The following is a 21,860-nucleotide window of genomic DNA, read 5'->3' on the forward strand; positions in this document are numbered from 1 at the left end:
ATTCCGAAAATGACATCCAATTTACCTATTCTTCAAAATGTTTAAAGGCTTGTGTATAGGAACAGTACTATTCGGGACACTTCCTTAATGTCAAAAAATACTGTATTTCAATTTAGAAACACAGTATTTTTAACACACAAAAAAAACAGAATAGAAACTTCTATCCTGCTTTGCTTCAATGATGACTTTTAAATTTTTTTAAAGCAATTCTTGTTTCGTCAACATATTTCATTAACCGATACGGTTTACTAAGAGCCCGTTTTGGGACACCGACGATAAACTTATTTAAATCTTGACTGTACTCCTCGGTTAGACGGGTCGGTTTTGTAACTACTCGCTTATATATCTCTTTATACAATTCCCTTTTCGGATTTAGGTGCATGTCAATTTTACGGTGGCAATTAGTACACTCAGTACTTGAGATTTTATTGTTTAAATAATGAACATAATGCAGGGTTTCATCTTGACAGCGTGAACAATAAAGGGAGACATCAAACTCTGTAATTTCCAAACGAACCTCTCCTCGCCAATTAGTCTAAATTTTCGAACCCGTTTTGATCACAAAAAACCTTATAAAAAAGAAGATATATAAATTATATAGTCATTTTCTTTATAATAGCACTTGCCGTTAATTCGTCGGTAATTAATACATCAATAAATTTTCCTTTTAATGCTCCTAATATACTTTCTACTTTATGTTGTCCTTCCACGACGGCAATTACTTTTTTAATTTTCTGAAACTCAGCTAACGTAATCCCGATTACTTTCGTGTTTAAAGAATCATTTATTGGTGCGCCATTTTCATCAAAAAACCTAAATCCTATATCGCCAATCGTTCCAACTTCTCGAAGCTGTGTTAAATCATGTTCTTGTAAATACCCTAATCTCATCAAAGTTGAATTTGCATAAGGATTTCCTATTCCAATAAGAGCAACATCGACATTGCGGCCGATTTCTAATACTGTTTGAACATCCTCCATTCCCATGAGCCGTTCTTTTAGTTCTTCTGTTTCCACAATAGCAGGAGCATACAAATAAGTACAAGTACTTTGCAGCTTTTTTGCTAAGTCATTAGCAAGCTGATTTGCATGAATTTGCACCTGCTTCACTCCCATTCCCCCTTCTAATGGGACAACTGTTACATCCTCTCTGCGCTCATATGGATATTCCTGAACAAGATGTGCCAGTGTTTCTCCCCAGGAGATGCCAATGCTTTTAACATCTTTAATATTGTTGGAAATATAGCTCGCTCCTGCTTGACCTACCTCGCGTTTGGCCATTTCCTCTGACAGTCCATTGTTTGGTACAACGACAGCATCACTTAGCCCAAAATATTGCTCAAGCTGTCTTTCTAATTCAACTGTGTGAACACTTTCATCCTTTATATATATTTTAACAATTCCTTCATCCTTTGCCCTTTGCAGCAGCTTGGATATAACTGGTCTTGATACACCTAATTTTTGCGCAATTTGTGCTTGTGTTAATCCATCATGATAATACATGCTGGAAACCTTCACTAATTGTCGTTTTTCTTGCCACTCCACTTTTATCATCTCCTTAATCGCTAATCTAAATTACAAATGTTATGTATAAGAACATATTACAGCATATCTTTTTTAAAATCACCACGTCTTGGCACAAAAATGCCGGAAACTTCTATTCCCGGCATTTGTTTATAGTGATTGCTTATACGTTCTCCCACCATCAAGCAGGAGGATTTGCCCATGCACATATTTCCCTTTTGCACTGCTTAAATAATTGACTGCATGGAAAACATCACTAGGTGTTCCGAATCTGCCAATTGGGATTTCTTTTGTTAAGCTCTGCTTTGATTGTTCTGTTGGGTATAAACTTTTAAGCATATCCGACTCGATCACTCTTGGGGCGACAACATTGATGTTAATATTATTTTTGCCAAGCTCTGTAACAAGTGATCTCATTAAGCCAAAGGCTCCGCCCTTTGATGCTGCATAGTGAATGCCGCCACCTGTTCCTGTTATGGCAGAGCCTGAGCCAATGATGATGATGCTTCCACCCTGCTCTAGTATCGGTTGACAGAATTTAATGCTGTAAAAAAGTCCGTGCAGATTAACAGCCATCGTTTTATTCCATGTAGCCCAGTCAATATCCAAAAATTTCACTGATTTAGTAATACCTGCTGAATAAACTAGTATGTGAAGGAAACCAAACCTTTTTTTGATTTCATTTGCAAGTGACGCGACGCTTTCCCAACAACTTGCATCAACCTCAAAAGGGACAAGATTATGGTGACCACTGTCCATGACCATTTGTGTTAATGTCTGCTTATTTATATCTGCAACAGCAACCTGATGTCCTTCCTTAGCAAAACGCAAAGCGATTTCTTTGCCAATTCCGCTTGCTCCGCCAATAATTAGAATGTTTTTTACCGTCATTTATTCACGCCCTCCTTATCCAAATCTTCTATCTCTTCATCTAAATAAGGAGAACATAAAAGCAATATCTTATTTGCAACTGCTGCCATTACTTTATTTTTCACTTGGAGGCTGCTATTCTGATTGTGTAAAGAAATTGGTGCAACCAGTTCCTTTACTTTAATGGTTGTTCCTGCAAATTCTGTTGCCAGCCCCTTCGTAAAGGATTGGAATGCACTTTTACCTGCAGCATAAACTGGCCCAACATCACCTGTGCTAGCCGCTTGCGAGGTTATATTAATAATAGTTCCACCATTAAGTCCCAGCATGACAGGGATGATTGCTTGACAGCAAAGAAAGGGCACATCTACATTCACTCGAAACGCCACTTGCCAAGCTGATGGTGTCAGCTGATCAATGGATGTATCAGCAGATTCTTCCGCATAATTAATAAGTATATCTATTTTTTCATTTTCCTTCGTTATTTTCTTAACAACCGCTTGAACCTCAGCTGCTGTTTGCAGGTCACTAGTTATTATGGAAGCTAACCCACCGAATGCCCTAATCTCCCTTTGAAGATCGACTGCAACGTTCGTATTAAAACGATGTATCCAAACGATTGCTCCAGCTTCCGCTAATCTTTTACAAATAGCTGCACCCAGCATATCGTCCACACCTGTTACTAGGACAACCTTATTATTTAATGATAAATCGAACATGGTTTCCCCTCCTTCTATGGTTTTATTAGTACCTTTAAAACCTGTTCCGACGGATTATGAGCAGTGGCTATTGCTAGATCCAGCTCTGATAATGGAAAACGATGTGTAATCATTTCTTCTACCTTAAATACGTTGTTTCGTAGCATGTTGATAGCTCTTTCATAGTTGTAAGGATTGGATGAATAGGAGCCGACAACCTTTATTTCATCAAGAAAAAATCGTGCTGCTGGAATGGCTACGTCTGTGTTTGAAAATGGAGCAAAAACTAATACAGTACCACCTCTTGACACACATTCCATTGCTTGTGGAAGCAATTGTTGAATTCCCGCTGAAATGATAACAATGTCGGCTCCCTTTCCATTTGTCTGCTCCATAATGCTTGTGACGACATCCTCCTGCAGACTATTAATCGCCACGTCAGCACCAAATTCCAACGATTTTTCTAGTCGAAATGGATTAATATCAATTACAATAATGTTTGCTGCAAGCAGATTTTTTGCTAATTGGACTTGCAAGAGCCCAATTTGACCTGCACCCATAATAACAACGGTATCTCCAGGATGTGTATCTATTAATTCAAATCCGTGCAAACAGCAGGCAATAGGTTCTACCAATGCTCCTTCCTCATAACTCATCCCTTCTGGAAGATGTCCCATCGTGTGTTTTACATGTAATGCTGGTACTCGAATATATTCTGCAAAGCCGCCTGGATCAAGATTTGTTTGTGTAAATTGAGGACATAGGCTGTAGGAACCTCTTTTGCAATAATGACAAGTGAAACACGGGACATGATGAGCAACGAATACTCTGTCACCAACCTGATAATCCTTTATGTTTGCTCCTATCTTTACGATTGTTCCTGCGACCTCATGTCCAAGAACAGTTTGAGGCGCTACTTTTTCATCTAGTACTTTATGAATATCTGTTCCGCAAAGTCCGCAATATTCCATTTTAATTAATACTTCGTCCTTTTCAATGGAAGGGATTTGTCTGTCTTCATATGCAATGTTGTTTTTATTATAAAAGGAAGCTACTTTCATCTGGCCGTCTTGACGTTTTCCCTCATTTCGATTGTACGGTTTCACGTCTTTCATGCTTTTCACGTCCTTCCAATTCTTTTATCACTGCTAATAAATCCTTATAGCCTGCAAGCTTGTAGGAAATCCAATACCTTCCGCCAAGCAGGCGGAAGCTGCCGATTTTTATAAATGCTTTGCCTACATAGCCATAATCCTTTAATGTCAATTCCTTTACGTCCTCCCACTTATATTCATGCCTGCTCCAAAAGCCTTCAAATATAATGGACTCTGTCGTTAAGGTAATACTTGATGGATTATTTATCCCGATTACAGAGGTTATGAATAAAACAGGCATTGCTGTTAAAATGAGCGGATATATGCCAACTAATCCACTGTTTATTACCTGTAGCAGCGCCCATATAAATAAGCCCATCATGATAAGCACTGGAAGTATAATGGAAAGTAAAAACACAGAAGTTGTGTAACGATACTGTTTCATGCGTATCCTCCATTTGCAGAAAAAGCAAAAAAACTTATTATCGTTTTTTTGCTTTTCGCTGTTTTATTTGTCAATATGAGAGATGATTTTTTCTATATCTGCATCAATTCCAACACCTGTTAAAAAGGAAATCGTTTGAATAACTGGTGTATCACCTGTATCACTGACTGGTGTTGTTGTCACAATTAAATCAGCTCTCGCTGCCTTTGAAGGCACTTCAGATGCTTTACATTGTTCCACGACAACATTTAATCCCTTGTTTTTCAGCATTTCTTCAATTTTTTTAGCGACAACTGTTGATGTAGCTACAGCAGTTCCACAGGAAACTAAGATTTTTTTGGCCATTTTAACATCTCCCTAGTTTTGTTTTACGCTTTATAAGCGTTTTCATTTTCTTGTACTGCTTCAACTGGCTTTAATGTCTTTGCATCTAAGCCCATTTCTTTCGCATATTGCCTCTTAATATCATTTCTGACCCAATACCACAGTAAACAATAAGCAAGTGCGGCAAAAATCGCTGCAATAAAATACGGATTACTTGGATCAAGTAAGCGGACAATAATCCATGGAATAACATGTGAGCCTAAATCAATTCCCGAAATCTGTGTTGCTCCTTCTGGGAAATCAAAGCCAACTGCTCTTCCCATCGTCGTTGCCAAATCTGCTAGATTCGTTGCAATAAAGAAAACGATCATCAATGTGACAATGCTGTTAATAATGCCGCGAATAATATTGCCGCGAGCTGCTGCAACGGCCCATACGACGGTAAATGGAAGGACAGCGAAATCTGCAAATGGCAGCATGCCGTTATATGGGAGAATGACAGCCAATAACAGCGTAATCGGCACCATAATCAGTGCAACTGCCATATTGGATGCTGTTCCAATCACAATGGCTGTATCTAGACCAATATAAACATTTTTACCAGGGAACTTCTTATTGATTAAATCACGTGCTCCTTCTGATATTGGAATAAGTCCTTCCATTAACAGCGCTACCATTCTTGGCATCAAAATTAATACTGCCGACATTTGAATACCTAATGTTAGAATTCCTTTAGCGTCATAACCGCCAAGGAAGCCAATCAGGAGGCCAAGCACTAATCCCATAACAAGCGGTTCACCAAAAATTCCAAATCGTTTCTTTAATGTTTCTGGGTCTGCTTCGATTTTATTGATTCCAGGGATTTTATCTACAATTCGATTACTTGCATAAGTGATTGGTGCAAAGTTAACGGTCTCCGAGTGGGCCATGGAAACGCCCTTGAGGCCAAAGTGGTGCTCAACTGCCGGTGCAGTCCAGTCTGCTAGTTTGAGGGTGATGGCTGAGACAATTAATCCAACAGCGATCGCTAGAATCATATTGTCATAAGCATAATAAGTAACAGATGCCGCAAAGATTAGATGCCAAAAGTTCCAAATATCTACATTTAGCGTTTTGGTTAAATTAGTAGACAGCATGATTACGTTTAAAACTAAAACTAATGGAATCATTAATGGTGCTACTGGTGTTCCAAAGGAAATCGCTGCACCAATTGGCCAGCCAACATCCAAAATATCCAAATTCAAGCCGAGCTTTTCAACCATAGCCTGTGCTGCAGGTCCAATTGCTCCTGATAACAGTCCAATAACAAGATTTACGCCAATAAAGCCAATTCCAATGGTAATACCTGCTGTTAATGATTTTTTAAAGCCTTGCCTTAACAGCAAACCAAAAACGGTCATGATGATGGGAAGCATGATGGAAGGACCTAAATCTAACACAAAATCAACAGCTTGCTTAATCATGAGTTGACCCCCTAACATTATAGGTAGCGCTTACATTTTATTCAACACTTATTGGGTTAAGCTCCTTGTCTAATACTTCTACTAGCTCTTTAGCCGAAGCGGCATATTTCAGCTGAGACATTGCTGCATCATTTTGAAATACACCCATTAATCTTTCCAGCAAACTCAGCTGCTTGGCCGGATCGGAAATTGCTAGCATAAGAACAATTTCCACATTGACTATAGTGTTTTCACTTCCCATCATAATAAAATCAACTGGATTTTCCAATACTGCAACAGAAATCATCGGTCTAATCACATGCTCTGGATCTGTATGGGGAATCGCCACTCCCATTGTTGCGAGTGGTAAGCCTGTTGGAAAAACTTTTTCTCTTTCTAAAATGGATGATAAAAACGATTCTTTCACATAGTGGTGTCTTTTTAAGTCTTCACTTAATGTAGCCATAACATCTTCCCTATTTTCTGCTAATACATGCAAGTGTACAACTTCTTCATCAAGGTTAATTAACTTTTCCATTCTAATTCCTCCTTCCCTGATTAGATACTTTTTTACTTTTGTTCTAACTTGTTACATTTGTAATCATCATAAGTTATGATGACAGTTCAGTCAAGACATTTTTTCGAAAATTCCAAAAACAACTTTCGACTCGAAAGTGGCCGAAAAAGCCTGCAATTGTGTGAAGGCCTTTTCGTGTCATTTATTCATATTAAGACCGTACTGCTTGCTGGGAGGTTAATTTATGAACACCATTTAAGGCTGCCTCAAAAAATGTTTCTGCCAGTGTTGGATGTGGATGAATCATATTCGCCGCTTCCTCTATTGTTCCTTCTAAATGCATGAATGCAGAAGCATTAGCGATCAACTCTGTTACATGAGATCCTGCCATAACAACACCGACGATTTCACCATGCTTTGCTTCATAGATAATTTTCGTAAATCCGTCTGGTTGACCCGCACTTAGTGCTTTTCCACTTCCAGAAAAATCGAATTTCTCAACGCGTACTTCCATTCCTTGCCTTTGTGCCTCCTCTGCGGACATGCCAACAGAAGCAATTTCAGGTAAAGTATATATACAACGTGGCATAACATGATAATTAATATAGTCAGATTTACCAGAGGCATTATTTGCTGCAACAATGCCCTCAGCACTTGCTGCATGCGCGAGCTGCCAGCCGCCTATAACGTCTCCAACAGCATAAACCCCGTTATGACTTGTTTCCATTTGACTATTAACCTTTAAAAACGGACCATTCTGTTCCAGGTGAAGCTCTGAAACAGCAGACAGGTTTGGACGTCTGCCAGTGCATACGATTACTACGTTTGCTTCTAGAAGTACTTCTTTTCCGTTTGCATCCTTACAAAGAACGGTTTTTAATCCTGCTTTCTCCTGAACACTTTGCACTTTTGTGCCTGTGTGAAGGTGAATGCCCTTTTTCTTTAACATTTTAGCTAAAAATTTGGAAGCTTCTTCATCCTCTGTTGCAATAATTCTATCTGCTGCCTCCACAACAGTTACCGATACGTTTAAAGAGGAAAAAATGGTGGCAAATTCGACTCCGATTACACCACCGCCTATAATAATGACAGATTTCGGGATTTCCTCCAGATCAAAAATGGTATCACTTGTTTCATAGCGGATATTGTCTAAGCCTGGAATCGGTGGAAGAGCTGGTGTTGATCCTGTTGCAATGATTACCTTTTTAGCGCTAACGGTTTCTTCCTTATCAGACTGCTTCACCTTCACGCCGCCATTTGGCAGAACTATGCCATAGCCATTATATACATCTATTGCACCCTGCTTCAGCAAAAAGGCAATGCCACTACGTAGGCGATTAATTACATCATCTTTGCGCTTTTTCATTTTGCTGAAGGAAAACGTTAATTCTCCAGTTTCGATGCCCCAATCCTTGCTTTTTTCGATTTGTTCAATTATTTCCGCATGCTTCAAATACGTTTTTGATGGAATACAGCCTCGATTTAAACATGTTCCTCCAAGATTATCTGCCTCAATCAGCGCGGTTTTTTGACCTTGTTTTGCTGCATGCAATGCTGCTACATACCCTCCAGGTCCGCCACCGATTACTACAAGATCATAGGTTTTCACGAATTTATTCCCCCTATGCTAATAACTCAAATGGATTTTCTAGTATTTGTTTTAATTCTGTCAAAAAAGCAGCTGCCGGCGCTCCGTCCATTGCCCGATGATCAAATGAAAGGCTAAGTGTCATCATCGGTCGAATTTCTATTGTATTATTAATAGCCACTGGCTTATCCTGAATCCTGCCAACTCCGAGTATGGCGCTTTCTGGTTGATTAATAATTGGTGTGAAAACATCAATTGCATACATTCCAAGGTTACTTATCGTAAAAGTAGACCCTTTTAATTGGTCTGGCAGTAATTTATTTTCACGAGCACGTTTGCCAATATGCTTGGCCGCTTTTGTAACTGCTGCAAGCCCCATTGCTGGTACATTTTTAATGACTGGAACCATTAATCCATCCTGTACAGCAACAGCAAGACCTATATTAACATCGTTATGCTGAACAATCTCGTCCCCCTCGATCGAGACGTTTATTTGTGGATGCCTTGATATGGCTGTACCGGCTGCTTTTATTAAGATGTCAGTAAAGGAGATTTTTAGGCCCGTTTGTTTTTCTACCACTGGTATAAGAACAGCCCGCAATTCCTTTACTTTAGACATATCAACCTCTGTTGTTAATGTTACATGTGGTGCTGTATATGCACTTTGTGCCATTCTGTCAGCGATGATTTTTCTCATACCAGACAATTTCCTGCGATTTTCTTTATCGCCAAACAAAGTGTTCGCTTCTATAGGCTTTGGTGTAATGACATGAACAACATCAGCTTTCACTATTTTCCCGTTCACACCGCTTCCTTCAACAGTCGATAAATCAACTTGAGCTGCCTCTGCGATTTTCTTCGCAAGTGGTGTTGATTTTGCAGATGATTGCGCTTCATCCAAATGAAAAATAACATCTTTTTTTTGAACACGTCCATTGGGACCACTGCCATTTATAAATACTAAATCTACCTTGTTCACCCTTGCTAAATGGCGCGCTGCAGGAGTTGCACGTGGCTTCGCGCTCTTCTTTGACGAATTAACAGCAGCCTGGCTATTCTCTAAGGATACTGATTGATTGCTTTCTGACGTTCCCTCTTCCTTTGTCCCGCCTCCTGCCTGCCCAGGTGATTCGGCAGGAACGGATTCTTCTGATTTGCCAATATAGCCGACCACGTAATTAACTGGTACCTCTTCATCGACAGCAACATATTTTTTCAGGAGAATACCTTGATCGTACGCTTCTACCTCAATATTAATTTTGTCTGTCATTATTTCAAAAAGCGGTTCTCCAATGTCGACAGCTTCTCCTTCTTCTTTAAACCACTGCAGGAGAGTGCCTGTTGCCATCGTGCTACTTAGCTTCGGCATAAATATTTCGTTTGCCATGCGGGCTTCCCTCCTTATCTGTTTTTCACCGTTTCCTTCACTGCTGCAACAATGTCTGGAATTTGCGGAATGGCCGCTTTTTCTAAGTTCGGGTTATATGGAATGGGCACCTCTTTTCCACCTAGTCGTTTAATTGGTGCATCTAAGTAATCAAATGCTTCACTTTCAGCAATAACACTGACAATTTCCCCGCCGAAGCCGCCGCGCTGAACTGCTTCATGGACAACAAGTAATCTTCCTGTCTTTTTCACAGATTCTATGATGGTTTCTTTATCGAGCGGTACAAGTGTGCGCGGATCAATTAGCTCTACACTTATACCAACTTGTTCGAGTATTGCTGCGGCTTCAAGGGCTTTATGAACCATGATAGCGGTTGCAACAATAGTTATATCCGTTCCTTCTCGTTTGATGTCAGCCTTACCTAATTCGATCTTATATGACTCTGTCGGAACATCGCCAGTTGTTTTATACAGAAGCTTATGTTCGTAAAATATGACTGGGTTGTCATCATCTATCGCTGCTTTCAACAATCCTTTGACATCATAAGCAGTGGAAGGCTGAACTACCTTCAATCCTGGAATATGTGTCATCCATGCTTCAAGACTTTGAGAATGCTGAGCGGCAGCTCCTGTTCCTGAGCCAGACGGTGTCCGTAAGACCATTGGCACCTTCCCTTTTCCACCGAACATATAGCGTGTTTTGGCAGCTTGATTCACCATTTGATCCATCGCTATCGTAATAAAATCAGAAAACTGCAGTTCTAAGATTGGGCGCATTCCTGTTAATGCCGATCCGATTGCTGCACCAGCAATTGCCGCTTCTGAAATAGGTGTATTGCGCACCCGTTCAGGTCCAAACTCTTCAATCATCCCGCGAGTGACTCCAAAGGCTCCACCGTATACCCCGATGTCTTCACCAAGAATGAATACATCTTCGTTTTCGCGCATTTCCATGCTCATCGCTTCCCTAACAGCCTCTAAATACGTTATTTGTCTTGTAGTCATACCTTCCGCTCCTCTCTTTTATGCGTATATATCTTCAAGTAAACTGTCAATGGATGGTTCTGGGCTGTTTTCAGCAAACCTCACAGCACCTTCAATTTCTTGATATGCCGACTCCTCCAGCTGCTTAGCTGTTTCTTCTGTAAGAATATTTGCATTGATGAGCGTATCCTTAAAGCGTTTGATTCCGTCTTTTGCTCTCCATTCCTTTTCTTCCTCACGAGTCCGGTATTTTTTGGCATCGCTTTTCGAGTGACCCTTCCAGCGATATGTTTTCATTTCGATTAAGGATGGTCCTTTACCGCTGCGTGCATGTTCCACTGCCACATGGACTGAATTCATAATGTCAATCATGTCAAGTCCATCAACTACCTTGCCAGGGATTCCGTAGCTGCCGGCACGGTCCGCGATATGTTCAATACGTGTCATTTCTTTTACTGGACCTGACATCCCGTATTGATTATTTTCACAAATGAATACAACAGGAAGATCCCAAATCGCCGCAAGGTTAACAGATTCATGAAAGCTGCCTTCATTTGAGGCACCATCACCAAAGAAGCAAAGAACCACATAATTTTCTTTTTTCATTTGTGACGTTAGCGCAGCTCCGACTGCAAGCGGAAGACCTCCACCAACAATTCCGTTTGCACCCAGATTGCCCTTTTCGACATCTGCAATATGCATCGAACCGCCTTTTCCTTTACAGTAGCCTGTTTCTCTTCCGAATAGCTCTGCCATCATTTTGTTAACATCGCCTTCTTTTGCAATACAGTGCCCGTGTCCCCTGTGTGTGCTGACAATCTTATCTTTTCTGCCAATCACAGCAATGGAGCCCGCTGCAGATGCCTCTTGGCCAACACATAAATGTGTCGTTCCATGTATCATGCCTTTAGCAAAAAACTGGTCCACCTTTTCATCGAAATAGCGAATTAACCACATCTCTTTATATAAATCTTTCAGTTTCTGTTCTGTAATCATCTCAGGAAGCTTTAATGTTTTAACAGTCATTATTTATTCCTCCCTTTACATTTGTTCTATACTGTTACATTTGTAAAAATCATATAATGTATCCATAAGATAGTCAAGGGAAAAACGTTTATTTTCTGATATTTTTTAATAATAAAATAATGGTAGATTTCTAAAAAAACGGACCCTCAAAATGTAGGAAATTATTTAAAAAGGGAAAAAGAGCTTCAGGTATAAAACCTGTTCTCCCTTTCCCTTTTGGTCATTTAACAGCTATGACTGTGCCCTCTATTATATTAGGAAACGAATATGGTGCTGCAAATACCGCTCCAGGCAATACTTCGTCCATCGGCTCCTGGAAGTAGATGGAAACATGGCCTAATTCTTTAAAGTTTTGGTTTGCTAATTCTCCGATTGCTGTAATGGTGAAATGCTCGTCTCCAAACTGCATTGTCCCGCCTTGCTTTAATGGCTCTTCATCAAGATTTTCAAACTCATGAATGACAGCCATTTCTCGTAATTCCTTTGGTGCTTGTGGGCCAAATAATATTAAGATTTTATCTTCTTTAAATGTAGGAACTAATTCTCCGATTTCTTTTACAACTGATTTTGTCATGCTAATCCTCCTGTTTCTATCTTTTTATGATTTACAGCGTCACAAGGGGACGCTTGTTTTGGTTTGACGGGAATAATTGATCCTGCAATGCTCTCAGCTTCCAAACCGTTGTATTTGTATCAAGTTCCACATCATCCAATGTGAGGAATTGTCCTGTTGTTATGTCTTTTTTTGCCACAACCCTGCCGCTGATCAATCCAATAGGAATATGCCCGTTTGCGTTCATATCATGATGTGTTTCTAGTACACCGCGCACACTATAGCCGCCAATACCATCTAATGTCTCTCCTGCTTTTATGTCCCTTTTTGCGACCGCAACTGTTTCTGAAATTGGCGCTCCAAGTGGATGAATCGATGAATCATGCTCCAGCACTGCTTTCGCAATCGTTATCGGTGTCTCTAAGCTGGCAAGGTGGTATGGACGGTAAAATACATAATGAGGACCTTTTCCAACCTTCAAATAGCGCAGCTCTTCATCAACTGGCTCAAGCTCACTTTTTACTATGACGAATACTCCTGGAGCAAGGCCATTCACATATTCGACTACCCCAAAGCTATCTAATACACCGCCATTTTCCTTAAGCGTTAATTTGTCAGCGACATCTTGAACTGTTGCTGAAACGCCGTGCATGCCGACTTTATCTGGTATCAACCCAATTGCATTACTTAATAGATTCATTTCTGCCATTGTTTTTGTTCCATCCTGGAATGCAGCAAGCATGTGTGAGCTCATGTTTTTTGCCTTCGCCTCTGCTTGAGCAACATCAGGGTTTGAGAGCGGATTAAATGGATTATTTTTTCCTTTACCGGCAACGAGCACTTCTAGTCCCATTGTTTTGGCAAATTCGTATAATTCAAGCGTTGCAGCAGGTTCATCACCTGCAGAACCAGTATAAATAAGTCCTGCATTGTCAAACATTTGATACATTATCGATCCGATCGTTATGTCCACTTCCACATTTAAGAGGACAATATGTTTTTTTGATCTAAGTGCTTCCAAGGAAACATTTGCTCCCACTTCTGGAACACCTGTTGCATCAACAACTACCTCAACCTGGTTTGACTGAATTACTTTTCGATAATCATTAGTGACAATCATTGAATCTTTGCGAGCCGATTGTGAGGAATAGAAATCAGCTGCTTTTTGTGCTGCTTCCACATTTACGTCACAAATACCTGTCACGATCATACCTGGAATCTTTGAAATTTGGGCAATCATGCCAAACCCCATCTGTCCTGCACCGATGACTCCCACTTTAACTGGAGCATTTTCACGTTCCCTTTGCAAAAGCTTCGTGTAAATTGACATAAATAACTTCCTCCTCTAATTGATTATTAATGCGCTTACATTTTTTATAAATCTAAACAAATGTTAATTATTAGAACCTTTAAAAGGTTATTTTTACATTTGTTACGATGCGTGTCATTTGTTCTGCAACTACAGTTTAAATTGTTGAATACTTGCTGTCAAGCAAAATATTCAAACAAGTCTGAATACTATTATTCAACAAGAGCGCTTCCTGTAACACCATCTGTAATCAATACATGAATCAAGCCACCCTCTAATGCAGCTTTAATTGCGGAAACCTTTTCAAGACCTGAAGCTACTCCAATAACTAAAGGAATTGCCTTGAGCTTTTCCAGTTCTATCGCTATCACTCTATCATTCCAAGCATTATCTACTTGTTTGCCAAATTTATTAATAAAGTTATAGCAAATATCGCCGACAATCTCGTTATCACTCGTTATTTGCTGATGATCCAAACCAAGATAAGATTTAACCATTGTCGAATCCTCTGGACGACCACCTATCCCGACAATGGCTATTTGCGATTGTTCTGCCAAATCTAAAGTGGAGCGAATGGAAGGCTGCCGAATTAATACTTCCTTTGCCTCCTTTGTATCTACCATAACTGGAACATGTAGTAGCTCATACTTAGCTTTTAGAGCATTTCCGATTTTCGACACAATGCTGTTTGAATGAATATCGACGCGCTCGTTACCCATTCCCCCAACTAATGGCACGATTGTAGCTGTTGGCAGCAGCTGTACAGAATGAATTGCCTTTGCCACTTCATTTAATGTTGTGCCAGAGGAAAGGCCAATAATCTGGCCATCCCTAATGACACGCTGCAAATATTCACTAGTTGCTTCGCCTAATTGCTTTTTGGAGGTCTCCAACCCAACGCTCTCTATACATACAACATCACGTAAATCGTAAAGGCGCTCAATTTTTCGCTCCAAATTTCTAAATTGATGGACTCTGGTTTCATGAATAATAATTTCCACAATTCCCTCTTCGCGGGCTTTTGTTAATAATTTTGACACAAGAGAACGGCTAATCCCGATTTTTTTGGCAACCTCTGACTGTGTTGCACCTTCCTCATAATACATTTGGGCGACTTTTATTAATATTCTTCTATCCTGAATAAACAAAATGAAATCTCTTCCTTTCTGCCCTTTTGTTTATCTGCTTATGAATACATACCAAAACTCGCAAAATAAGCGATGATAACAGATACAACACCTGTGATTAAACGGCTGTAAAGAATCGCAGGAACACCATAACGCACCGTTTCTGGCTTAGCCTCTCCAAGCGATAGACCTACCGGAATAAAATCACAGCCTACCTGGCCGTTAATCGCAAACAATGCAGGTAACGCAAATTGGGGAGGTATATTTCCTAATGCAATTTGGGAGCCGATTAATACCCCGATAACCTGGGCAATAACTGCACCTGGTCCTAAAACTGGGGATAGAAACGGCAATGTACAGACAACAGCAATGACAAGCAGCCCACCTAATGAACCTGCTAGAGGAGTCAGCGCTTGGGCAATCCAATCTCCAACTCCTGTATAGTTAATAATTCCCATTAACATACTCACAAAGGCCATAAATGGCAGAATATTTTTCAAAAGGATATCCATCGTGTCACGGCCAGCCTGATAAAATGTTCCTGTGACATTGCCAATTCCTTTCGAGAATCGCAGCAAAATATTGTCTTTTTGCTGGCTTGCTACCTCTTTTTTCAACTCGGCATAGTCTTCTTTAAATTTCTGTTTATTTGTTGGATTAAATTTTGGTTCTTCTGCAGCCTCTTGTGCGCTCGCAGGTTGAGTGAAGCTTTCTGATAGTGAAATGTCTTTTGGTGTTACACCTGATACAAAGATATCATCTGTAATATATTTTGAAAGGGGACCTGATGGAGATGATGGAAGTACGTCGACTGTTAATATGCGCTTCATCGGATAAACACCGATTCGAGCCGTACCACCGCAATCAATTACAACACATGCCATTTCCTCTTCAGGATAAGAGCCTTTAAATCCATCTACTGCTTCAGCACCAGTTAATTCCGCTATTTTGGCGGCAACTGGATGGATTCCTCCTCCTGTTATGGATACGACTTTATTCTTTTTGGAGTTTGGCTCCACATAAAGACCTACACCCCAGCCACCTGAGCCTTTTGCTACGAAAACACCACGATAAGTCATCTGATTCTCCCCTTCCTATACTAAGTCCGTGCCATCTTTTTTTGCTAAATATTTCGTAATAATTTCTGTCACAATACCACGAACTAAAATAACAACAATACCGACAATAAAGTAACGGACCGCAAGATCTGCAATGGGTAAGCCTAATTCTTGAATTCCGTTTGCAATCCCTAAATAGACAAACAGCTCACCAGCGTTAGCATAAGGAAACAGGCCTGTGACCGGATGAACGAAGGATACTGCAGAATCATAAAATGCAGGTTTTTGCTTTTCTGGTAAAAAACGACCGAAAGTGTATGCCATGGGGTTTGTTAACATCAGCAGTGAAAGGATTGGCATCAATGTATAACGAAGGATAGTATATTTTGCTGCAAATTGAATAATTCTTGTGACTCTTTCTTCCCCGACGAATTTCATCATCGCATACGTAAATGTTAGTAACACAACAAGTGTAGGCACAATACCTGTAACTAAGCCCATGAACGTTTCTCCGCCAGCCTGGAACATCCCGATAAAATGCTCACCTAACCATTTAATCCATTCCATTTATTTGCCCCCTTTTTATACTCCCAAAGACACTTTTTTCTTTGCTATTGTTAATAACGCATTTTCACTCGCTTGCAATAACGCCTTGCTATTGGAAGGTAGCTTGCTTTTGCCTTTTATAGGAATCTCATCGTTGATGCTGCTGACAATTTCCCCGACATGTCTGCCTTTATACTTTTCAATTGGCTTAAATTTAGTTAAAACAGACATTCCCTTTAGCAAGTGACACTCATGAATAATATAATTACTATCTACAACTAGTACGGCAATTGCTCCGTGTTTAAGCTTCCCCCTTGTCATTCCTGAGAACATAAAATAGCCATCTTCTCCTTTGTAACCGCTAACAATTTTATCAATTTTAATTTTATACTGCTTAATTTGATACAGTGATAAAAGATATTGAACAATAAGAATCAGACAAAGTATAAAAGCTAGCTGCATATCATCGCTCCTTTTCCTCTTTGGAATCTACATACTTGCTCCCTTCTTGTATAATAACGCTTTCATTTAGTAGTGCTAGTAAGACCGTCACATATGTCACATTGATAACGTCGGATTGGTATTATCACATTTGTTACAGGCCTTAACATTTGTTATACCATAAGGATAATCACCGTTCATATATTTGTCAATATTCAAAATAATAAATTTTTAATTAACTTCCTTTCATCTGATTTGTAACCAAATGGACTTTTTCCGGATACTTGCACGTTTCTGTTTCTGTCTTTAGCCTATCTATTACTAGCTTGTAGTTGCAGCACAATGGAGCAAAAAACTCACCTCTGTGACTCTATACAAAAAAACTTGAAAGGAGTTATTCCTCTCAAGTTTTTCTAGTTTTGTTTTAGCTCGCTTTTGGCACATCGTTGATTAACTTAGATTTTCTTGCTGCTTTGCCGTGCAGGAAGTAATAAACGACAAGTGCAAGCAGAATATAGAAACTGCTGTAGAAATATAAAGAACCGAAGCCGATCATATCTCCGACAAATCCAACCAAAAAGGATCCAATTCCGATACCGCTGTCGAATAATGACAGGAAGGTTGCTGTTGCCAAGCCACGTTTTTCAGGTGCAGCCTTTTGAATGGCGATTGTCTGGAAGCTTGGGAATAAAGTTCCATAGCCTAAGCCAATTAATGCTGCTGCAAATAAGAATAAAAATGCTGTGTTAACATTACTTAATGTCAACATGCCGATAGCAAATAGCAGAATACACGGATAAATGATAACATTTGCTCCATATCGGTCAAACCAACGACCAGCAAATGGTCTTCCCATCAGCATGACTACCGCATACACAACAAAGAAATACCCGGAAACGCTCTCGAGGCCTTTTCCGTCTGCATATACAGATACGAAGGAAAGAATCGATGAATAGACAATCCCAAATAGTGCAGCAACAATGCTGATTGGAATAGCAGATGGCTCAAGAATTCCACCAAGCTTGGCAGTCTTTTTCTCTTCCCCTTGTACAGGTACTGTATGTTCTGTTTTTGGCAGCTTAATAAATAAACCAGTGAAAATTGCCATAACAGCAAAAATGACTGCCATTAAAAAGAGGGTGTTAGATCCCCATGAGTTTATGGCCATCAATCCAAGAAATGGTCCCGCGACCATCGCAAGATTCATTGACATGGAATAATAACCCATTCCTTCTCCTCTTCTGGAGTTTGGAATAATATCTGCCACGATTGTTCCTGTTGCGGTAGTTGCCATTCCAAATCCGATTCCATGAAATGCGCGAACAATTAACAGGCTCCCGACAGAGTGTGGTAAAAAATAAAAAAGCGCCACAATAAAGAAAATCGCCAATGACAGGACAAGCAATGTTTTCTTCCCGTACTTTTGCATTAGCTTTCCGGCAAATGGCCTAATTACGATTGCGGTCAGCAAGAACATTGTCGTAATAAGTCCTGCGCTTGACTGCTTTCCGTGCAGTTCATGAATGGCATAAACGGGCAGGGAAACCATCAAAAAATAAAACGTCAAAAATAAAAAAAAGTTACTAACCCAAATATTAATAAAGCTTTTCGTCCAAAGTGCTTCCTTACTCAAATTCCTTCCCCCTAATTGCTAATTGCTGATTCCAATCGGAAATCAATAATAATAATTGTTCTTTAGAAGCAGAGGTTAATGGCTGAATCAGCTCCTGGTTCATTTGCAATACTGCCTTTTCCCATTCTGGGTATTTCTCCAGTGCCTTTTCCGTCAGCTCAATCCTTTTTGTTCGTTTGTCAATTCCTTTCACTTGTCTTACATATCCGTTTGCTACCAATTTTTGGACCGTCCTTGTGATTGGCGGTGCTTCAATCGCTAAATAATCGGAAATTTCCTTTTGCGTCATAGAGCCTTTCGTTTTAAGTAAAAACAACACGGTCCATTGGGAACTGTATATATCGAACGGTTGAAGTGCATCGTTCAATGCCTTTGTCATTTGTCTGGCAAGCTGTTGAACAGAGTGAAATAATTCATGAACATCATTCATAAGACGGGCATGCTCCTAACGTAAAATTAGATACGAAAAATTAGTTACCTAAGTAACTATATCAAGAACTGAACAATCCGGCAATAGGTTTACACTTACTTTTAGTGATTTTTATGTACAATTTCTGATAATTTTTATATAATGTTCGGAAAATACAGCTTCCATTTTATTGTTTTACAAAAAAAGGAGATTACATATGGTTCGACGTTTTTCTACATGGGCAGGGTATCTTTTTTTTACTTTCTATCTACTTATATTGTTATATCTTTTATTCTTTTCTAGTTACAGACATGCTGTTAAAGGCGAGATATCCTATAATTTCATCCCATTTGCGAGTATATTATTGGACATAAGGGAACTCGGTCCTTTTCATTTAGCCATGATGACAAATAACCTGTTTGGTAACATCCTTGCTTTTGTACCACTTGGCTTTTTCCTTCCGCTCCTCTTTCGCAGATTCCGTCATTGGAAATATAGCTTCATCTGTTCCTTGCTTTTATCCATATCTGTTGAACTGCTTCAGCTTATAGGTAAAGTTGGTGCATGTGATGTGGACGATGTAATTCTCAATACAATTGGAGGGCTTTGTGGTTATATCTGTTGGAGACTGCTTGCTTATCCACTTATCAAAAGGCAAAAGAAATTGACTTAAATACATAGATAAAAAGGAAATTATAAGGAATAAAAAAACTGACTCAGAATGGTCCCATACAGCGACCACTTGAGTCAGTTTTTTAGAGAATTTCCTGATACATGGCAATTACTTCCTCTTTTGTCGGCTGAAAAGGATTTCCGGCCGCACATGCGTCAACGAGGGCAAATCGGGCTAGTTTTTCAACATCAACATCTGTTACACCGAGCTCCGACAAATTGGATGGAATTCCGACAATGCCGCTTAGCTGCTTGATTGCTTCGATTACTTCCTCTGCACATGAAATCGCTGTTTTCCCTTCTGTTTTCATCCCAATTGCCTTGGCAATCCGAGGGAATTTGCTTGGATCACGTTGTGCATTTTCTCTTTCCACAATTGGCAGGAGCATGGCATTACAAACGCCATGGGGCAAATCATATACTCCGCCAAGCTGATGGGCCATTGCGTGAACAAAGCCAAGACCAGCATTATTGAAGGCCACGCCTGCAAGAAACATGGCAAAAACCATCTGTTCTCGCGCTTCTATATTCTCTCCATCTTGCACCGCAAATGGTAATAAATATTCAAAAATAATTTCGACAGCCGCTAATGCAGCAGCATCTGTTACCTTGTAAGCTCCTGGAGTTACAATTGCTTCTATTGCATGTGTCAAGGCATCCATTCCAGTTGCTGCTGTTAAGTCCTTCGGTTTTGCTGTCATTAGTTCCGGATCATTAATCGATATTGCTGCAAGGCTGTTCTTATCAACCATCACCATTTTCACTTGTCTTTCTTCATCTGTAATAACATAGTTAATCGTATACTCGCTTGAAGTTCCTGCTGTTGTGTTTATGGCTGCGATTGGGACTGATTTATGAATTGTTTTCCCGACACCTTCGAATGATTTTAAATCTCCGTCATTTGTGGCCAGAAGACCGATCGCTTTCGCCGCATCTTGCGGTGAACCGCCGCCAACAGACACGATGGAATCACAATTGTTTTCGCGAAATACCTGCAAGCCGTTCAAACAATTTGCTACAGTCGGGTTTGGCTTTACTTCATCGTACAGAATATAACCAATATCATTTTCCTCTAAAAGCTTTACCACTTTTGCGACAATCCCATTGCTCATCAAAACCTTGTCTGTTACAAGCAGAGCTTTCGTAAACTGAAGCTGTTTTAAATAGGGGCCTGCTTGCTTTAAACAGTCTCTTCCTATTAAATTAGTGCTTGGAACATATAAAACATGTGAAGACATTTTTATAACCTCCTGTTATTGTTCAGTATTTCACAAGATTACTCAAGCCAAAACTAATTAGACATTGATTATGCCTTTACGGGGCTGAACGTGGAATGCTTTAGCCAAATCAGCAAGCTCCTTGTCTGTAATGGTTTGTTTTATCCTTGCAGGATCTCCAATGATTGTATAAATTTGCGCTGCTTTTTCAGCCGTTTCGATTAAACCAAACGCTTCGTCAATCGTCGTGCCAGCACCGAAGATTCCATGATGCGGCCAAAGAACGAGTCGGTTCTCCTGCATTTTTTCAGCTGTTTTTTGGCCGATTTCTTCTGTTCCGGGAATCAACCATGGTAATATGCCGATTCCATCAGGGAACACGACAATGCATTCTGTACACATCTGCCAGAGAGTTTTTGTAAACTTTGCTTCATCCAATTCATGCATAAAGGTCATCGCAAGCAGGTTAGTCGCATGGTTATGAATGATGACACGATGGTTACTGTCTAGCTTCCGTCTTTCTATATGACTTTTAAAATGGGCTGGAAGCTCACTTGTCGGCAAAGAGCCATCCTCAAGTCCCCAAAGCAAATCAATACTCTCGCCGTTTCTTCCAACCTTAATAATTCCAAAGGTGTTACGAGGGTCTTTTTTGGCATTTCTAAAATACTTGCCAGAGCCAGTTACAATAAAAAGCTTACCTTCGAGCTCTTTTGCAGGTGTCTGAATGGGAATAGAACGGATTATCTGCTCCTCGTCCAAGTATGGACTTACCTCCTCTTTTTGCAGCAAATAACTTATATTACCGCCATTTCTTTCATCCCAACCCATTCTCCACATATTATAGGCTGTATTGCGCATTTCCTTGAGAAAAGGGGCCTCTTCTACGCTCTTCCTTTGCAGCTTTGTAGGCATGCTGACACTCTCCTATTCTATTAAACTCTTCATGAACAATCTTATTGTTTTCATAGTTGTTGTTTACACCTTCATCATAATTG

Annotated in this window: 24 protein-coding genes; 1 reads left to right on the top strand and 23 read right to left on the bottom strand. The window is 39.9% G+C overall.

Going from position 1 to position 21,860, the window contains the following annotated elements; all coding sequences use genetic code 11:
- Positions 1-175: 175 nt before the first annotated feature.
- The 21 genes from EM808_RS22720 to EM808_RS22820 form a co-directional block, all read right to left on the bottom strand.
- A complete protein-coding gene (locus EM808_RS22720; RefSeq protein ID WP_127741084.1) occupies positions 176-511 on the bottom strand; it encodes a bh protein in 336 nt (111 codons plus the stop codon).
- A gap of 82 nt (positions 512-593) precedes the next feature.
- A complete protein-coding gene (locus EM808_RS22725; RefSeq protein ID WP_127741086.1) occupies positions 594-1,553 on the bottom strand; it encodes a sugar-binding transcriptional regulator in 960 nt (319 codons plus the stop codon).
- Between the two features lie 120 nt (positions 1,554-1,673).
- Complete coding sequence (locus EM808_RS22730; protein ID WP_127741088.1) at positions 1,674-2,414, bottom strand: SDR family NAD(P)-dependent oxidoreductase; 741 nt, start codon at positions 2,412-2,414, stop codon at positions 1,674-1,676.
- Positions 2,411-3,112, bottom strand: coding sequence for an SDR family NAD(P)-dependent oxidoreductase (locus EM808_RS22735; protein ID WP_127741090.1), 702 nt, complete (start codon positions 3,110-3,112; stop codon positions 2,411-2,413). Before EM808_RS22735 ends, EM808_RS22730 begins: the two co-directional genes overlap by 4 nt.
- A gap of 14 nt (positions 3,113-3,126) precedes the next feature.
- On the bottom strand, positions 3,127-4,206 hold the full coding sequence (locus tag EM808_RS22740) for a zinc-dependent dehydrogenase (RefSeq protein ID WP_235856694.1): 1,080 nt from the start codon (positions 4,204-4,206) through the stop codon (positions 3,127-3,129).
- Positions 4,175-4,630 (bottom strand): hypothetical protein, encoded by a 456-nt coding sequence (locus EM808_RS22745; protein WP_127741092.1) that lies wholly within the window; start codon positions 4,628-4,630, stop codon positions 4,175-4,177. Before EM808_RS22745 ends, EM808_RS22740 begins: the two co-directional genes overlap by 32 nt.
- 63 nt (positions 4,631-4,693) lie before the next feature.
- The gene (locus EM808_RS22750; RefSeq protein WP_127741094.1) at positions 4,694-4,975 is read right to left on the bottom strand and encodes a PTS sugar transporter subunit IIB; all 282 of its coding nucleotides are present in this window, start codon (positions 4,973-4,975) and stop codon (positions 4,694-4,696) included.
- A gap of 23 nt (positions 4,976-4,998) precedes the next feature.
- Positions 4,999-6,417, bottom strand: a complete 1,419-nt coding sequence (locus tag EM808_RS22755) for a PTS galactitol transporter subunit IIC (protein WP_127741096.1) — start codon at positions 6,415-6,417, stop codon at positions 4,999-5,001.
- 37 nt (positions 6,418-6,454) lie between these two features.
- Positions 6,455-6,934 carry a PTS sugar transporter subunit IIA gene (locus tag EM808_RS22760; RefSeq protein WP_127741098.1) on the bottom strand — a complete coding sequence of 160 codons (480 nt, stop codon included), beginning with the start codon at positions 6,932-6,934 and terminating at the stop codon, positions 6,455-6,457.
- A gap of 190 nt (positions 6,935-7,124) precedes the next feature.
- A complete protein-coding gene (lpdA, locus tag EM808_RS22765; protein WP_127741100.1) occupies positions 7,125-8,522 on the bottom strand; it encodes a dihydrolipoyl dehydrogenase in 1,398 nt (465 codons plus the stop codon).
- A gap of 13 nt (positions 8,523-8,535) precedes the next feature.
- A complete protein-coding gene (locus EM808_RS22770; protein WP_127741102.1) occupies positions 8,536-9,888 on the bottom strand; it encodes a 2-oxo acid dehydrogenase subunit E2 in 1,353 nt (450 codons plus the stop codon).
- 14 nt (positions 9,889-9,902) lie between these two features.
- Positions 9,903-10,892, bottom strand: a complete 990-nt coding sequence (locus EM808_RS22775; RefSeq protein ID WP_127741104.1) for an alpha-ketoacid dehydrogenase subunit beta — start codon at positions 10,890-10,892, stop codon at positions 9,903-9,905.
- Between the two features lie 18 nt (positions 10,893-10,910).
- Positions 10,911-11,897 carry a thiamine pyrophosphate-dependent dehydrogenase E1 component subunit alpha gene (locus EM808_RS22780; RefSeq protein WP_127741106.1) on the bottom strand — a complete coding sequence of 329 codons (987 nt, stop codon included), beginning with the start codon at positions 11,895-11,897 and terminating at the stop codon, positions 10,911-10,913.
- A gap of 220 nt (positions 11,898-12,117) precedes the next feature.
- Positions 12,118-12,471, bottom strand: a complete 354-nt coding sequence (locus tag EM808_RS22785; RefSeq protein ID WP_127741108.1) for a PTS glucitol/sorbitol transporter subunit IIA — start codon at positions 12,469-12,471, stop codon at positions 12,118-12,120.
- Between the two features lie 31 nt (positions 12,472-12,502).
- The gene (locus EM808_RS22790) at positions 12,503-13,780 is read right to left on the bottom strand and encodes an NAD(P)H-dependent oxidoreductase (protein ID WP_127741110.1); all 1,278 of its coding nucleotides are present in this window, start codon (positions 13,778-13,780) and stop codon (positions 12,503-12,505) included.
- A 191-nt stretch (positions 13,781-13,971) separates the two neighbouring features.
- Positions 13,972-14,907 carry a sugar-binding transcriptional regulator gene (locus EM808_RS22795; protein ID WP_235856695.1) on the bottom strand — a complete coding sequence of 312 codons (936 nt, stop codon included), beginning with the start codon at positions 14,905-14,907 and terminating at the stop codon, positions 13,972-13,974.
- 38 nt (positions 14,908-14,945) lie between these two features.
- Positions 14,946-15,965: a PTS glucitol/sorbitol transporter subunit IIB gene (srlE, locus tag EM808_RS22800; RefSeq protein WP_127741114.1), complete on the bottom strand. Its 1,020-nt coding sequence runs from the start codon at positions 15,963-15,965 to the stop codon at positions 14,946-14,948.
- A 15-nt stretch (positions 15,966-15,980) separates the two neighbouring features.
- Entirely contained in the window at positions 15,981-16,511 is a 531-nt protein-coding gene (gene srlA / locus EM808_RS22805) for a PTS glucitol/sorbitol transporter subunit IIC (RefSeq protein WP_127741116.1), read from the bottom strand.
- A 15-nt stretch (positions 16,512-16,526) separates the two neighbouring features.
- Positions 16,527-16,952 carry a transcriptional regulator GutM gene (locus tag EM808_RS22810; RefSeq protein WP_127741118.1) on the bottom strand — a complete coding sequence of 142 codons (426 nt, stop codon included), beginning with the start codon at positions 16,950-16,952 and terminating at the stop codon, positions 16,527-16,529.
- A gap of 403 nt (positions 16,953-17,355) precedes the next feature.
- Positions 17,356-18,564: an MFS transporter gene (locus EM808_RS22815; RefSeq protein ID WP_127741120.1), complete on the bottom strand. Its 1,209-nt coding sequence runs from the start codon at positions 18,562-18,564 to the stop codon at positions 17,356-17,358.
- Positions 18,557-18,994: a MarR family winged helix-turn-helix transcriptional regulator gene (locus EM808_RS22820; RefSeq protein ID WP_127741122.1), complete on the bottom strand. Its 438-nt coding sequence runs from the start codon at positions 18,992-18,994 to the stop codon at positions 18,557-18,559. The genes EM808_RS22815 and EM808_RS22820 overlap by 8 nt, the downstream gene beginning before the upstream one ends.
- Positions 18,995-19,190: 196 nt before the next feature.
- Between EM808_RS22820 and EM808_RS22825 the strand changes: the two genes are divergently transcribed.
- On the top strand, positions 19,191-19,646 hold the full coding sequence (locus EM808_RS22825) for a VanZ family protein (RefSeq protein ID WP_127741124.1): 456 nt from the start codon (positions 19,191-19,193) through the stop codon (positions 19,644-19,646).
- A gap of 82 nt (positions 19,647-19,728) precedes the next feature.
- Here EM808_RS22825 and EM808_RS22830 read toward each other — a convergent pair whose 3' ends face one another.
- On the bottom strand, positions 19,729-20,883 hold the full coding sequence (locus tag EM808_RS22830) for an iron-containing alcohol dehydrogenase (RefSeq protein WP_127741126.1): 1,155 nt from the start codon (positions 20,881-20,883) through the stop codon (positions 19,729-19,731).
- A gap of 57 nt (positions 20,884-20,940) precedes the next feature.
- Positions 20,941-21,777, bottom strand: coding sequence for a rhamnulose-1-phosphate aldolase (gene rhaD / locus EM808_RS22835; protein WP_127741128.1), 837 nt, complete (start codon positions 21,775-21,777; stop codon positions 20,941-20,943).
- Positions 21,778-21,860: the final 83 nt, after the last annotated feature.

The sequence above is a fragment of the Niallia taxi genome (assembly GCF_004005475.1).
GTDB classification, from domain to species: Bacteria; Bacillota; Bacilli; order Bacillales; family Cytobacillaceae; genus Niallia; species Niallia taxi.